This window comes from Xanthomonas sp. NCPPB 1128 (assembly GCF_001043115.1).
Classification (GTDB): Bacteria; Pseudomonadota; Gammaproteobacteria; order Xanthomonadales; family Xanthomonadaceae; genus Xanthomonas_A.
The window spans coordinates 13,292-26,025 of record NZ_LFME01000029.1 but is presented as its reverse complement, the minus strand read 5'-3'; the positions used below and the strand labels follow the sequence as shown (position 1 = coordinate 26,025).

Sequence of the window (12,734 nt, the reverse complement as noted above, 5' to 3'; positions counted from 1 at the left end):
CGGTGTCCCGTCAGTGCGCGTCGCGGTCGCGCTCGGCCTGGGTCTGGCGGGACGGCTCGCTGCTGCTGCGCGTCTCGTCGCCGAGCTGACCGGCGGGCTTGTCCTCGTCGCGCATGCCTTTCTTGAATTCCTTGACCGCGTTGCCCAGATCCTTGGCGCCGCTCGTCAGCCGCTTGGTGCCGAACACCAGCAGCACGATCACCAGCACCACCAGCCAGTGCCAGATGCTAAGACTGCCCATGATCCGCTCGCAGAAAAGTCGTAAGGAACCTGCAGGATAACGCACCGCGCCGCGCCGCGTTACCTCTCCGAACCGTGCAGGCACGCCTGCACGGTGAGATGGACAGGTGGCGTTGGGAACCGCGCTCAGCGATCGCCGTCGAGCTTCTCGGTGCGGATCTCGCCGTCGGACACCGGCTGGAAGCCCTGCTGCGCCGGCTGCGTCTGGCCCTGCAGGGGCGCGGTGCTGGCGGCGGCGTCAGGTGCGGCGGTCGGTTCCGGCGCGGCCTGCGGTGCCGGCATGGCCGGTGCCGGGGCGGCCGTCGGATTGCCGCTGCTGTCGGTGCCGCGGCTCTGCCGCGCGGCGTAGGTGGCTTCCTCGAGCTTGTCGCGGAAGGCGACGATGTCGTTGGACGGCCGGTTGGTGGTGCGGCCCTCGAAGATCATCCGCGGCGTGGTGTTGCTGCCGTAGGCATTGAGGTCGGCGGCATCGTCGATCTGCAGCGCCGCGCCATCCAGGGCGACGCCAGCGAACAGGCCGCGGGCGCGCGACCACGACCAGATCTCGGCCTTGAGCTGGCCGTCGGTGGCGGCGGCGGCGTTGCGCCCGACCGGGCCGGCGGCGACGCCGGCATCGGCGCCCAGGGTAAACTTGCCGTTGACGATGTTGTCCAGGCTGCGGTCGTTGCGGAACACCAGCACCACGTCGGAGGACTGCACGCCGACCTGGAAGCCGATGCTGCCGCCGGTGAGCTTGACGAACACCGGGTTGGACCAGGTGCCGTCGGGGCGCTTGACCGACATCAGGCCGTGGCCGCGGCGCCCGCCGATCACCAGGCCGGCCTTGAGCGTATCGGGGATCACCACGATGGCGCGGCCCTCGTCGAGCAGCTTGTCGGGGATGGACTGTTCGGGGATCTTCTGGATGTCGGTCAGCACGCGCAGCGCGTTGCGCGCGCGCTCGTCCTCTTCCGGACCGGCCACGGCGTGGCCAGCGAACAACACGGTGCTCAACAACAGGGCGAGGCGCGGCAGGAGGGGCATGGCGGGCTCCGAAGTAGGTCCGCAGCAAGATACTGCAAGTCCTTGAACTTAGTCACAGGGCAATGAATCGGCAATGAGTGGTGCCGGCGCGGCGCACAGGCGCCGTCGATCGCCGCGATCGAGCGGATCGACACGCCGGGGCACGTGCGCTCTGCCACAATGCGCGCATGTCCGACGCACCCGAGACCGCCATCCTGGTGGTGAATCTAGGCACGCCCGAGGCGCCCACCGCGCCTGCGGTCGCCCGTTATCTGGCCGAGTTCCTCGGCGACAAGCGCGTGGTGGCGATCCCGCGGCTGGTCTGGTGGCCGCTGCTGCACTGGGTGATCCTGCCGCGGCGCTCGCCGAAGTCGGCGGAAAAATACGCGCAGGTGTGGCTGGCGGACGGCTCGCCGCTGGCGGTGTACACCCGGCGGCTGGCCGAGGGCATGCAGCGCGAACTGCCCGGGCACCGCGTGGCCTGGGCGATGCGCTACGGCACGCCGGCGCTGGCGCCGGCCCTGGACGCGCTGCGCGAGGCCGGCGTGCGCCGGATCGTGGTGCTGCCGCTGTACCCGCAGTATTCGACCACCACCACCGCCTCGATCGAGGACGTGGTGCAGGCCTGGCAGGCGCGCCATCCGCAGCTGCCGGTGCACCTGATCGAGGACTACCCGACCGATCAGGCCTGGGTCGCCGCGGTGGCCGACAGCGTGCGCGCGCACTGGGCGCAGCACGGCCGCGGCGAGCGGCTGTTCTTCTCCTTCCATGGTCTGCCGCAGCGCGTGGCCAACAACGGCGATCCCTACCCGCAGCGCTGCGAAGCCAGCGCGCAGGCGATCGCCACCGCGCTGGGCCTGGAGCCCGGGCAATGGGAGCTCGGCTACCAGTCGCGCTTCGGCGCCGAGCGCTGGCTGCGCCCGTATGCCGAGCCGCGACTGTGGGAACTGGCGGCGCAGGGGGTCAAGCAGGTGGACGTGATCTGTCCCGGCTTCGCCACCGATTGCCTGGAAACCCTGGAAGAAGTGGCGATGGGCTTCGTCGAGACCTGCGCCGAGCGCGGCATGCAGGTGCGCTACATCCCCTGCCTCAACGACGCCCCGGCGCACGCGCGCGCGCTGGCGCAGCTGGCGGCCCGCGCCGCATGAGCGTGCGTCCCTTCGCCTGCCCGTCGCGGGTAGGCGCGCTGGCCGGATTGCGCAGCGGCGATCCGGCCGGGCCGAAGGCGCTGGCCTTGCACGGCTGGCTGGACAACGCCGCCAGCTTCGTGCCGCTGAGCCGGCACCTGCCGCAGTTGGATCTGGTGATGCTGGACCTGCCTGGCCATGGCCACAGCAGTGACCTGCCCGATGGCGCCGAGTATCTGCTGGCCAGCGCCCTGCACCCGGTGCTGGACGCGGCCGATGCGTTGGGGTGGGAGCGCTTCGTGCTGATCGGTCACTCGATGGGCGCGGCCATCGCCAGCCTGCTCGCGGCCGCAGCGCCGCAGCGCATCGACAAGTTCGTGGCGATCGAGATGCTGGGCGGCCTGGCCGAAAGCGAGGCGGGCGCGGTGGAACGGTTGCGCAACAGCGTCGCCAGCACGCGCCGCGCCACCGCCACGCCGTTGCGCGTGTTCCCCGACCTGGCCGGGCCGGTACGGGCGCGGATGCTGGCCAACCAGCTCAGCGAGCCGGCGGCGCGACTGCTGGTGGAGCGCGGCGTGCGCGCGGTGGACGGTGGCTACGTGTGGCGCAGCGACCGCCGGCTGACCCTGCCGACGGCGATCCGCGCGACCGAGTCGCAGATGCAGGCGTTGCTGCGCGGTATCGAATGCCCGACCGCGGTGGTGTTCGCCGATCCGGCCCAGGACATGCTGCCCGAACCGTTGCGCCTGCAGCGCGCCGCGTGCCTGCGCGACGGCCGGGTGCACACGCTGCCCGGCACCCACCATCTGCACATGGAACAACCGGCGGCGGTGGCCGCATTGCTGCACGGCTTCCTCTGACGCAGATGCGGCGGTGACCGCGTTGCCGTGCGCCTGCGGCGGCGCGGCCACCTCATCCGGGCATCGCGTCCGCATACTGCGACGCAGTGACCGTCGGCGCTGCGCGGCCGGCCGCGGTTGTTCCTTTCGCGGCGTCACAGTTCGACATGTTGTCGCCGTGCCGTCGCGTTTCGGAAAACTTCGACGCACAGCGTAGCGCGCACCTTTCGCCCTGACGCCGCGCTTCCATGATCCGCCTCCTTCGCCGCTACCGGGTCGGCCCGCGCCTGACCTTCGCCTTCGCTGCCCTGCTGTTGATCTGCGGTGCCCTGATCGTGGCCAGCCTGGCGTCGATGGCGCTGGCGCGGCATCAGCTCGACGACATCGCCCTGGACAAGATGGAGAAGATCCGCCTGTCCAACGCCATGGTCGCGGCGCAGGCGCGGCTGGAGATCGGCCTGCTCAACGACGTCATCCTGACCAATCCCGACGAGAAGCAGGCGGTGGTGCGCGCCATCGGCGACGCCCAGCGCGACTACGCGCAGGCGCGGGGCAAACTGTTCGCGCTGCGTCTGGACCCGGCCGACCGTACCGGCGCACAGTTGCGCGCGGCGATCGACACGGCCTACACGCAGGTGCAGCCGTTCCAGTCGCAGGTGCTGGCCCTGGCCGCAGACAACCAGAACCTGGATGCGCAGACCCTGCATCTGTACACCCTGCAGCCGCTGCTGGTGCAGTGGCAACAGGCGATCCAGCGCAATGCCGCGCACCTGCGCACGCTCAGCGACGGCTCCTACGCGCAGGCGGTGACCACCATGGCCCGCGCGCGCTGGCTGCTGCTGCTCGGCGGCGGCCTGTTGCTGGCGGTCAGCGCCTGGTTGGGCTGGTGCATCACTCAGAGCCTGGTACGGCCGCTACGCGAGGGCACCCGCGTTGCTGCGGCGATCGCCGCCGGCCAGCTGGACGCCGTGGTGCCTGCACAGGGCAACGACGAGGCCGCCGACCTGCTGCGCAGCATGCAGACCATGCAGAGCCAACTGCGCGCGGTGCTGGCCGAGCAGCGGAAAATGGCGCAACAGCATGCCGACGGCGCCATCGCCTGTCGCGGCGATGCGGTGGCGTTCCCGGGCGACTACGGCCAGCTGCTGCGCGACGCCAATGCGCTGGTCGACCTGCATGTGGGCACGGCGCAGTCGATGGTGGCGCTGATGCGGCGCTATGCCATCGGCGACCTCCGCGAGGACATGCCGCGCCTGCCCGGCGAGCAGGCCGCGATCTCCGAGGCGATGGATGCGATCAAGGCCAACCTCGGCACGCTCAGCCGCGACATCTGGCATCTCGCCGAGGCCGCCGCGGCCGGCGACTTCAGCGCACGCGCCGACCTGGGCGCGCACCAGCACGATTTCCGCATCATGCTCGAGAGCCTCAACCAGCTGATGGCGACGGTGGACGGCAACCTGGGCGAGTTGTCCGGGTTGCTGCGCGCCATCGCCAGCGGCGACCTCGGCGTGCGCATGCATGGCGATTTCCGTGGCGTGTTCGCCGACATGCGCGACGACGCCAACACCAGCGCCGACCAACTGGCGGCGATCGTGGCCGGCATCCAGCACGCGGCTGCGGCGATCGATGCCGAGGCCGGCGCCATCGCCGGCGGCCACCAGGACCTGTCGCAACGCAGCGCCGAACAGGCCGGCACGCTGGAGCGCACCGCCCGGGCGGCGGCGCGCCTGACCGAGACCGTGCGCCAGAACGCCACGCATGCGCACCATGCCAACCAGCTGGCCGATGCCGCGGCGACGGTGGCCGGCCACGGCGGCGTCTCGATCGATGCGGCGGTCGGTGCGATGCAGGGCGTGGAAGCGGCGTCGCGCAAGATCGGCGAGATCATCGGGGTGATCGACGGCATCGCCTTCCAGACCAACATCCTGGCGCTCAATGCCGCGGTGGAGGCCGCGCGTGCGGGCGAACAGGGCCGCGGCTTCGCCGTGGTCGCCAGCGAGGTGCGGGCGTTGGCGCAGCGCTTGGCCGACGCGGCCAAGGAAATCAAGCGCCTGATCGAGGCGTCGGTGGACCAAGTGGCCGTGGCCTCGGCGCAGGTGCACGACGCCGGCCGCACCATGGGCCGCGTAATGACTTCGGTGAGCGAGGTCAATGCGTTGATGGCGGGGATCGCGGCGGCCTCGCAGGAGCAGGCCGCCGGCATCGACGAAGTCGGCCAGGCGATGGCGCAGATGGACCGCAGCACCCAGCAGAACCTGGCGCTGGTGGAGCAGGCCACCGCCGCGTCGCGTGCGTTGGAGCAGCAGGCCGGCAGCCTGAGCGAGGCGGTGGCGGTGTTCCGCCTAGCCGGCGCGGCATCGTCGGTCCTGCCCGCGGAGAACCAATTGCCGGTGCTGGCGATCCAGCCTGCGCCGGCCGGTTTCGACTACGCACGCAGTGCCTGACGCAGAAGCGTTCTGGAAGGATGGGATGCCCCATGCGCCGCGCGTGCAGCGCCGCGCAGGTCTTCCGTCGCCAAGCCAGAGGTGCAGGCGTCAGGGACCTGCGGACAGCCATGTAGGTGTGTTCCCTACACACCCAACGTGAAGCTTGTGTGTAGAAAAATTTTCGCTTAAGTTGCGCCCACGCCTGCCGTCAACAGGCGTAGACGCGATACGTCCTGTGTTCGCGGCTCGATCCCGGCGTCCTGACATGCCGGCGTAGCGCCGCTCGGACCGTACCGCCTCGCTGGCGCCGGAGGACGCGCCTGATTTGCGGTAGGCGGGAGGAGAGGGGGCCTACCGGGCGCTGCATGGAGTTCTGCTTCCGCAGCGCTGGGCCAACACATTGCGATGCGTCCGCAGCGGCGCTGCCCACTCGCAGTCTTTATCCCCCTTGTTCGCTCCCCGCTCGCGCCATCTCGTGCCGCAGCGCAGCATGCTTGCCCGATTCGCTACCCAACCGCACCCTTGCCGCCGGCGCCGATCGCACCGCGATGTTCGGTGTTCAGCCGCGGTCCGGGCTTACAACGGCCGCAGGGTCTTCAGGGCACTTCGAAGAACGTGCTTCGCCCAAGCCTGGCGTGTGCAGCTTGTCCGGTAGGAGCGGCTTCAGCCGCGACGGGCTTTACCGAGAACGCCCGTCGCGGCTGAAGCCGCTCCTACGGTGCGTTTCCCACCGTTCGTGGATGCGCGCTTCAGTCGCGATCCGGACGCAGCAGCCAGCGCAGATGCGCCTTGAGCTGGCGGCCGTGCTGGTGGAACCAGGTGCGCTCGGCGCGCCAGTCGGGGAAGCGCGCTTCCACTTCGTGCCAGAACGCCGGCGAGTGGTTGGCCTGGATCAGGTGGCAGAGCTCGTGCACCAGCACGTACTCGAACGCCGAGGGCCGCCCCAGCACCAAGGCCAGATGCAGCGCCATGCTGCCGTCGGGTGCCAGCGAGCCCCACTGCGAGGACATCACCTTGTAGCGCACCGCGCGCGGGGCACGCGGCAGCGACGGCAGGTAGTGCGGCAGCCAGCGGCCGACGTCGGCGCGCGCCTGGGCCTCGTAGAAATCGCGCAGCGCGCGGCGTAGCGCCGCATCGCCGCCGCGCGGCGGCAGGTGCAGATGGGCCACGCCATCGGCGACCTCGATGCGCGCGTAGCGGGCGTCGTGCCAGGCCACCGGCAGCGACTGCCCACGCAGCGGCAGTTCGCCGGCTTCGCCCGGCCGCAGCGGCGTCAGCGTCTCGGCGGCGACATAGCGCGAGAGCTGCTGCGCCAGCCATTGCCGGTTTTCCAGCAGGAAGCGCTCGCCGGCGATCAGGCTGGCGCGCAACGGCAAGGTCAGGCGTGCGCCGCGTTCGTCCACGCTGAGCTTGATGCGCCGCGCGCGCGGGTCGCGCACGCGCAGCACCTCGACCTCGCGCTCGTCCAGCCGGAAGCGGACGAGGTCGCGTTCGACGGCCGCCGGGGGCGGCGCGATCAGGCGACGGAGCAGATCGGGCATGCGCACAGCATACCGCCCGGGCGCGTGTACACGGTGACAGCCGTGTGCGGCCGCTTCCGCTGCGGCATCAGTCGGCCTTGCTCAGCTTCAGCGCCTCTTCCAGCAACAGGAACAGCCGCCGCACTTCGGCGCTCATCAGCGCGAAGCGCGCGTCCAGTTCGGCGCGCACGCCGTCCTGGTCGGCGTGCTCGAGCTGGTCCAGCGCGCCGTCGAGGAACTTCAGCTTGCGGATCACCAGGTCGTCGCCGAGCACGAAGGACACGTGGTCGTCGAGCACCAGCGCCAGCTTGGTGACCTGCTTGCCGGCCTCCAGGTGCTTGTCGATCTCGTCGCAGCGCAGTTCCTGGTGCTGGCACTTGACCACCGCGCCGCCTTCGATCGGATCCTTCATCTCGCACTCTTCGCCCAGGCTCAGGCCTTCGGGCAAAGGTTCGCCGGCGATCCAGCCGGTGAGGATCGAGCGCGGTGCCACTTCCGCGTTCAGCGGCAGCGCCGGGAAGCTGCCGAGCAGGCCGCGGATCTCCGACATCACGTTCTCGCCGGTCTTGCGGCTGGAAGTGTCCACCGCGACGTAGCCGTGCTGCAGGTCGAGCATGGCATCGGTGCGCGAGGACTTGACGAAGGCGCGCGGCAGCAGCTCGTGGATCAGGTCGTCCTTCAGCCGCTTGCGCGCGCGGCCGCCGGGGCGCCGGCCTTCCTTCTCCTCGATCTCGGCGACCTTGCGCGCGAGCAGGTCGTTGACCACCGAGCCGGGCAGGATCTTGTCCTCGCCGCCGACGGTCAGCCACAGGAACTCGGCGATGCGGTGCGAGAGCGCTTCCTGCTCGTCGCGACCGAACGGGGAGATGAAGCCGCGCGAGCTCATTTCCAGCGGGCCGACCGATTTGAGCTGGGCCTCCGGCAGGAGCTTTTCGACCTCGGAGAAATCGAGCGTGGTGGGGAAGCGGAACAGGGTCAGATTGCGAAAGAACATCGAGCATCCAGCTGAAGGAAACGGAACGGTCCGGCGGCGTGCGCCGGGGAGCGGCGGCCATTGTCGCATCGTGCCCGCCCGGGTACCGCATCGGGCGGTTCAGCGAGGTGGATCAGCCCGGCGCGTCGTCCGCCCAGGCACTGGCCGCGGCCGTGGCCGCGCCGCCGAGTGCGGCGAAATCGAACAGCGTGCGGTCGGCCAGCTGCGCCGGATGCACGTTGCCCAGCGCCCGGGCGATCTGCTCCACCCGTCCCGGGTGCTCCCGATCCCACTGCTGCAGCAGTTGCCCGACCTGGCGGCGCTGCAGGGTCTCCTGGCTGCCGCAGAGCGTGCACGGGATCAGCGGGAAGGCCTGTGCCTGCGCGTAGGCGGCGATGTCGTCCTCGCGCACATAGGCCAGCGGCCGGATCACCACGTGGCGGCCATCGTCGCTGCGCAGTACCGGCGCCATCGCCGCCAGCTTGGCGTGGAAGAACAGGTTCATGAAGAAAGTGGCGACGATGTCGTCCCGATGGTGCCCCAGCGCGATCTTGGTGATGCCGTGCTCGGCAGCGTAACGGTACAGCGCGCCTCGGCGCAGCCGCGAGCACAGCGAACACAGGGTCTTGCCCTCGGGCACCACGCGGGTGACCACCGAATAGGTGTCCTGCTCGATCACATGCCAGGGCACGCCGCGCTGGCGCAGGTAGGTTGGCAGCACGTCGGCCGGGAAGCCGGGCTGCTTCTGGTCCAGGTTCACCGCCACCAGCTCGAACGGCACCGGCGCCTTGCGCTGCAGCTGCAGCAGGATGTCCAGCAGGGTGTAGCTGTCCTTGCCGCCGGACAGGCACACCATCACCTTGTCGCCGGCGCCGATCATGCCGAAATCGGCGATCGCCTGGCCGACCTGCCGGCACAGGCGCTTGCCTAGCGCTGCGGGGTTGCTGGAGGCAGGCAGTGCGGGCTCGGCGAGCGGTTGCGGCAGGGGCGAGGGAGAGATCATCGGCGGTAGTGTAGTCGGCGCGGCTGGCGCGGCACCGCGCAGGCGGCGTTGCAGGTCACTCCAACTCCGCCACCTCGACCGTCCCGAACGTGCCGGTCAGGCGGGCGATGACGGTACCTAGGCAGCGCAGCCCCTCGCTGGTGTTCGCGCAGAAGAGCAGGCCATCGGCGATGCACCACATCATCGCGTCCGGCATCGGTCGTGCCGGCGCGGTGGTGGCGCCGGCATCGCGTGACTCGGCATCTTCCAGGCCCGGCAGCTGGCCGATGGCATGCCGGACCTTTGCCGGATCGGCGCCGGCAAACGTCAGACGATACTCATAGCCCATGTGCTGCTCCGATTCCTGGGGGCAGTGCCTATGCGGTATGCCGCATCACCGCTTCGCGCATGCGGTGCGCCCGCACAGCCTCGCGCTAGGAGACTACACGCCATTTTCGTAGTGCTGATGCGGCTGCGCAGCGCTGGAAAAGGACTGGATGAAGGCTGGCGCACGCTGTTCGGCGTGCTCGGTCGGAACGCGCCTTCGGACACCGCCCACTCGTAAGCGCCGACGCCGACCGGGTACTCAGTCAGCGTACCGCTGAGGCGCTGCGCGCGGATCCACGCCTCCGCGTCCGCCTTGGTCCGGAACACCCCGGACGGAAACGCTGCACGCGGGCCGCAGAATACCCACACCGTCGACAGCGTCATGGCGTCGTGTCCGGGTCCGCCGCAACGGAGATGGGTGTGTGCATCATCAGCGCATACAGTTCGGCCACCCGCTGTTCGGAGATGCCGTCGCGCTGTTCGACCGCGAGCGGATGCGCGGTCGCCTCCAGTTCGATCCACGGGCGGATGCCGTCGTCGCGCAGATGTACCCGGGTCTTGAGGCCGGCGGTGTCCGGATACGGCGACAGGCGCGAGTTCAGCCAGCCGAAGAACGGTCCGACGTGCGCGCGCTGCGGCTGATCGAAACACTGCACCCACTGCAGATAGCTGGCTTCGCTGAGCGAGACCCACACGCCCCAGGAGAACGGCTCGGTGTGCCCGTGCACGGGAATCTCGATGCAGCCGCGGACGAAGAAATGCGTCTCGTCGATCACGCAATCGTCCGAGCCCAGGTCGCAGCGGGTGGCGCGCTGTTCCTCGGGGATCAGCGCATAACTCAGCGGCGCTGCCACGCTGAAGCCGGGCATGCCTTCGTGGACCTGATCGCAGGCACTGCAGGTGAAGCGGAATGGCATGGGGGCAGAGGTGGGAAAGAGGCGGACCAGTGTAGCTGCCGCGCGGGTGCTGCCGGCCTCCGCGCGCATCCGGCGCCGCCGTCTTTCGCGGTCATGCCGCGCCGGGAGCGTGCAGCTACACTGGCCGCTGGTCACGGACGCAGCGGTCGCCCCATGTTCAAGAACCTCATTCCCAAGATCTTCTACGCGCGCATGGAGGACGGGCTGGCCTTCTTCGTCGATGGTCTCGGCTTCCAGGTGCTGTACCAGGACGCCACGATGGCGGTGATCGCGCGCGACGGCGCCAAGGCCTATCTGGTGGAAAATGCCGAATGGGCGGCCAAGGACCGGCCGGAACTGGGCATCGAAACCGACAGCGTCGACGCCATCTACGCGGAGTTGTCCGCACGTGCGCCGCAGTGGCTGCATCCCAATGCCCGCACCGTGGCGCTCAAGCCGTGGGGCGCACGCGAGTTCGCGATGCTGGACCCCACTACGGTCTGCGTGGTGTTCCGCGAGTGGCCGGCGCAGCCGTAAGCGACGGCGCGCCTGAGCGAGCCGCGGATGGGCATGCGCAAGAAACACGAGTTGCCGGAAAAGCCCTGCCTGCACTGCGGCCGGCCGTTCCGTTGGCGCAAGAAGTGGGAGAAGGTCTGGGACGAGGTGAAGTATTGTTCCGACCGCTGCCGTGGCGAACGCAAGCGCGTGCGCGCGCCGGGGCCGCCATGAGCCGAAGCGCGTTGCGTCACCTCGCGTGGCTGCACGCCTGCCGCGCTGCATGAGCTCGATGCAGCCCACTGCCCACGCCCTGCGCCTGGTGCTCGGCGACCAGCTCGATCCCGACCATGCCTGGTTCGACGTGCGCGATCCCGGTGTGGTCTACGTGCTGATGGAAGTGCGGCAGGAGACCGACTACGTCCTGCACCATGCGCAGAAGATCCTCGCCGTCTTCGCCGCCATGCGCGATTTCGCCCGCCAGCTGCGGACGGCGGGCCACCGCGTACGCTACGTGGCGATCGACGACGCCAGCAACCGCCAGTCCATCCCCGCCAATCTCGCTGCGCTGATGGCGCTCTACGGTGCGCAGTGCCTGCAGTACCAGGACCCCGACGAATGGCGCCTGGACCAGCAGCTGCGGCAGTGGGGCACAACACAGGCCTTCGCCACCGAGGCGGTGGACAGCGCGCACTTCTACACCCGTCGCGGCGAGCTGGCGGATTTCTTCCGCGGGCGTGGACAGTGGTTGATGGAGCACTTCTACCGGCACATGCGCAAGCGCCACCGGATCCTGCTGGCGAATGACGGCACGCCCGAGGGCGGGCAGTGGAACTACGACCACGACAATCGCCAGCCCTGGCCCGGCGATCCGCCGCCGCCGCCGGATGCGCGCCCGACCCACGATCACCGCGCGCTATGGGCCAGCATCCAGGCCGCCGGCGTCGCCAGCTTCGGTCAACCGCAGGCAGAGGCGCTGCGCTGGCCGCTGAACCGCGCCGAGGCGTTGGCTTGCCTCGATCGTTTCATCGCCGACGCCCTGCCGCACTTCGGCCGTTACGAAGACGCGATGAGCACGCGCAGTCCGCGCCTGTTCCATTCGCAGCTCTCCTTCGCCCTCAACACCAAGATGCTGCGGCCGCAGGAAGTGGTGCAGCGCGCGCTGGCGGCCTACGGCGCGGGTGCCGCGCCCCTGGCGGCGGTGGAGGGCTTCGTGCGGCAGATCCTGGGCTGGCGCGAGTACGTGCGCGGCATCTACTGGGCGCACATGCCCGGCTACGCCGCGCGCAATGCGCTCGGCCACGACACGCCGCTGCCGGCCTGGTTCTGGACCGGCGACACGCACATGCGCTGCCTGCAGCACGCCATCGGCCAGTCCCTGCAGGATGCGTACGCGCACCATATCCAGCGGCTCATGGTGATCGGCAACTTCGCCCTGCTCGCCGGCCTGGACCCGGCGGCGGTGCACCGCTGGTACCTGGGCGTCTACATCGACGCGTTCGAATGGGTCGAACTGCCCAACACGGTGGGCATGAGCCAGTTCGCCGATGGCGGCCTGCTCGCGACCAAGCCCTACGTCAGCAGCGCGGCCTACATCGACCGCATGAGCGACTATTGCCAGGGCTGCCGCTACGACCGCAAGCAGAAGACCGGCGCGCGTGCCTGTCCGTACAACGCGCTGTACTGGGACTTCTTCGCGCGGCACCAGGACACGCTGGGCCGCAATCGCCGCCTGGACATGGTCTACCGCCAACTCGGCAAGCTGCCGGCGGCGCAGTTGCAAGCCTTGCGCGCGCATGCGCAAGACCTGCGCGGACGCCTGGACACGCTCTAACGCGGTCGCGGTGCCTCAGGCGCATCTACAGCGGTCAGATGCGATGCAGGAACGTGCCCTGCGACGCACCCCA

General features: G+C 69.8%; 13 protein-coding genes. 6 read left to right on the top strand and 7 right to left on the bottom strand.

Features of this window, described 5'->3' with window-relative positions:
• Positions 1-10 precede the first annotated feature (10 nt).
• Positions 11-241 (bottom strand): Sec-independent protein translocase subunit TatA, encoded by a 231-nt coding sequence (gene tatA, locus ACP93_RS16255; RefSeq protein ID WP_019798768.1) that lies wholly within the window; start codon positions 239-241, stop codon positions 11-13.
• A 125-nt stretch (positions 242-366) separates the two neighbouring features.
• Positions 367-1,263, bottom strand: coding sequence for a lipid-binding SYLF domain-containing protein (locus ACP93_RS16250; RefSeq protein ID WP_048491708.1), 897 nt, complete (start codon positions 1,261-1,263; stop codon positions 367-369).
• A 167-nt stretch (positions 1,264-1,430) separates the two neighbouring features.
• Between ACP93_RS16250 and hemH the strand changes: the two genes are divergently transcribed.
• The 3 genes from hemH (at position 1,431) to ACP93_RS16235 (ending at position 5,652) form a co-directional block, all read left to right on the top strand.
• Positions 1,431-2,390, top strand: a complete 960-nt coding sequence (gene hemH, locus ACP93_RS16245; RefSeq protein ID WP_048491707.1) for a ferrochelatase — start codon at positions 1,431-1,433, stop codon at positions 2,388-2,390.
• Positions 2,387-3,229 (top strand): alpha/beta fold hydrolase, encoded by an 843-nt coding sequence (locus ACP93_RS16240; protein ID WP_048491706.1) that lies wholly within the window; start codon positions 2,387-2,389, stop codon positions 3,227-3,229. Before hemH ends, ACP93_RS16240 begins: the two co-directional genes overlap by 4 nt.
• A gap of 227 nt (positions 3,230-3,456) precedes the next feature.
• Entirely contained in the window at positions 3,457-5,652 is a 2,196-nt protein-coding gene (locus ACP93_RS16235; RefSeq protein ID WP_048491705.1) for a methyl-accepting chemotaxis protein, read from the top strand.
• 731 nt (positions 5,653-6,383) lie between these two features.
• Here ACP93_RS16235 and ACP93_RS16230 read toward each other — a convergent pair.
• The 5 genes from ACP93_RS16230 to ACP93_RS16210 all read right to left on the bottom strand — a co-directional run bounded on the left by ACP93_RS16230 (position 6,384) and on the right by ACP93_RS16210 (position 10,353).
• A complete protein-coding gene (locus ACP93_RS16230; protein ID WP_048491704.1) occupies positions 6,384-7,175 on the bottom strand; it encodes a M48 family metallopeptidase in 792 nt (263 codons plus the stop codon).
• Between the two features lie 67 nt (positions 7,176-7,242).
• The gene (locus tag ACP93_RS16225; RefSeq protein WP_048491703.1) at positions 7,243-8,148 is read right to left on the bottom strand and encodes a recombination-associated protein RdgC; all 906 of its coding nucleotides are present in this window, start codon (positions 8,146-8,148) and stop codon (positions 7,243-7,245) included.
• A gap of 112 nt (positions 8,149-8,260) precedes the next feature.
• Positions 8,261-9,130 carry a tRNA 2-thiocytidine(32) synthetase TtcA gene (ttcA, locus tag ACP93_RS16220; protein ID WP_048491702.1) on the bottom strand — a complete coding sequence of 290 codons (870 nt, stop codon included), beginning with the start codon at positions 9,128-9,130 and terminating at the stop codon, positions 8,261-8,263.
• A gap of 55 nt (positions 9,131-9,185) precedes the next feature.
• Complete coding sequence (locus tag ACP93_RS16215) at positions 9,186-9,458, bottom strand: hypothetical protein (RefSeq protein ID WP_228136074.1); 273 nt, start codon at positions 9,456-9,458, stop codon at positions 9,186-9,188.
• A 358-nt stretch (positions 9,459-9,816) separates the two neighbouring features.
• On the bottom strand, positions 9,817-10,353 hold the full coding sequence (locus ACP93_RS16210; protein WP_048491701.1) for a DUF2199 domain-containing protein: 537 nt from the start codon (positions 10,351-10,353) through the stop codon (positions 9,817-9,819).
• Between the two features lie 153 nt (positions 10,354-10,506).
• Here ACP93_RS16210 and ACP93_RS16205 point away from each other — a divergent pair, with 153 nt between their 5' ends.
• Genes ACP93_RS16205 through ACP93_RS16200 form a run of 3 tightly spaced genes read left to right on the top strand, consistent with a single transcriptional unit; the run spans position 10,507 to position 12,661 of the window.
• Positions 10,507-10,869, top strand: a complete 363-nt coding sequence (locus ACP93_RS16205; RefSeq protein ID WP_048491700.1) for a VOC family protein — start codon at positions 10,507-10,509, stop codon at positions 10,867-10,869.
• A gap of 27 nt (positions 10,870-10,896) precedes the next feature.
• Positions 10,897-11,061 carry a DUF2256 domain-containing protein gene (locus ACP93_RS21315; protein ID WP_082143509.1) on the top strand — a complete coding sequence of 55 codons (165 nt, stop codon included), beginning with the start codon at positions 10,897-10,899 and terminating at the stop codon, positions 11,059-11,061.
• Between the two features lie 49 nt (positions 11,062-11,110).
• Positions 11,111-12,661, top strand: coding sequence for a cryptochrome/photolyase family protein (locus tag ACP93_RS16200; RefSeq protein ID WP_048491699.1), 1,551 nt, complete (start codon positions 11,111-11,113; stop codon positions 12,659-12,661).
• Positions 12,662-12,734: the final 73 nt, after the last annotated feature.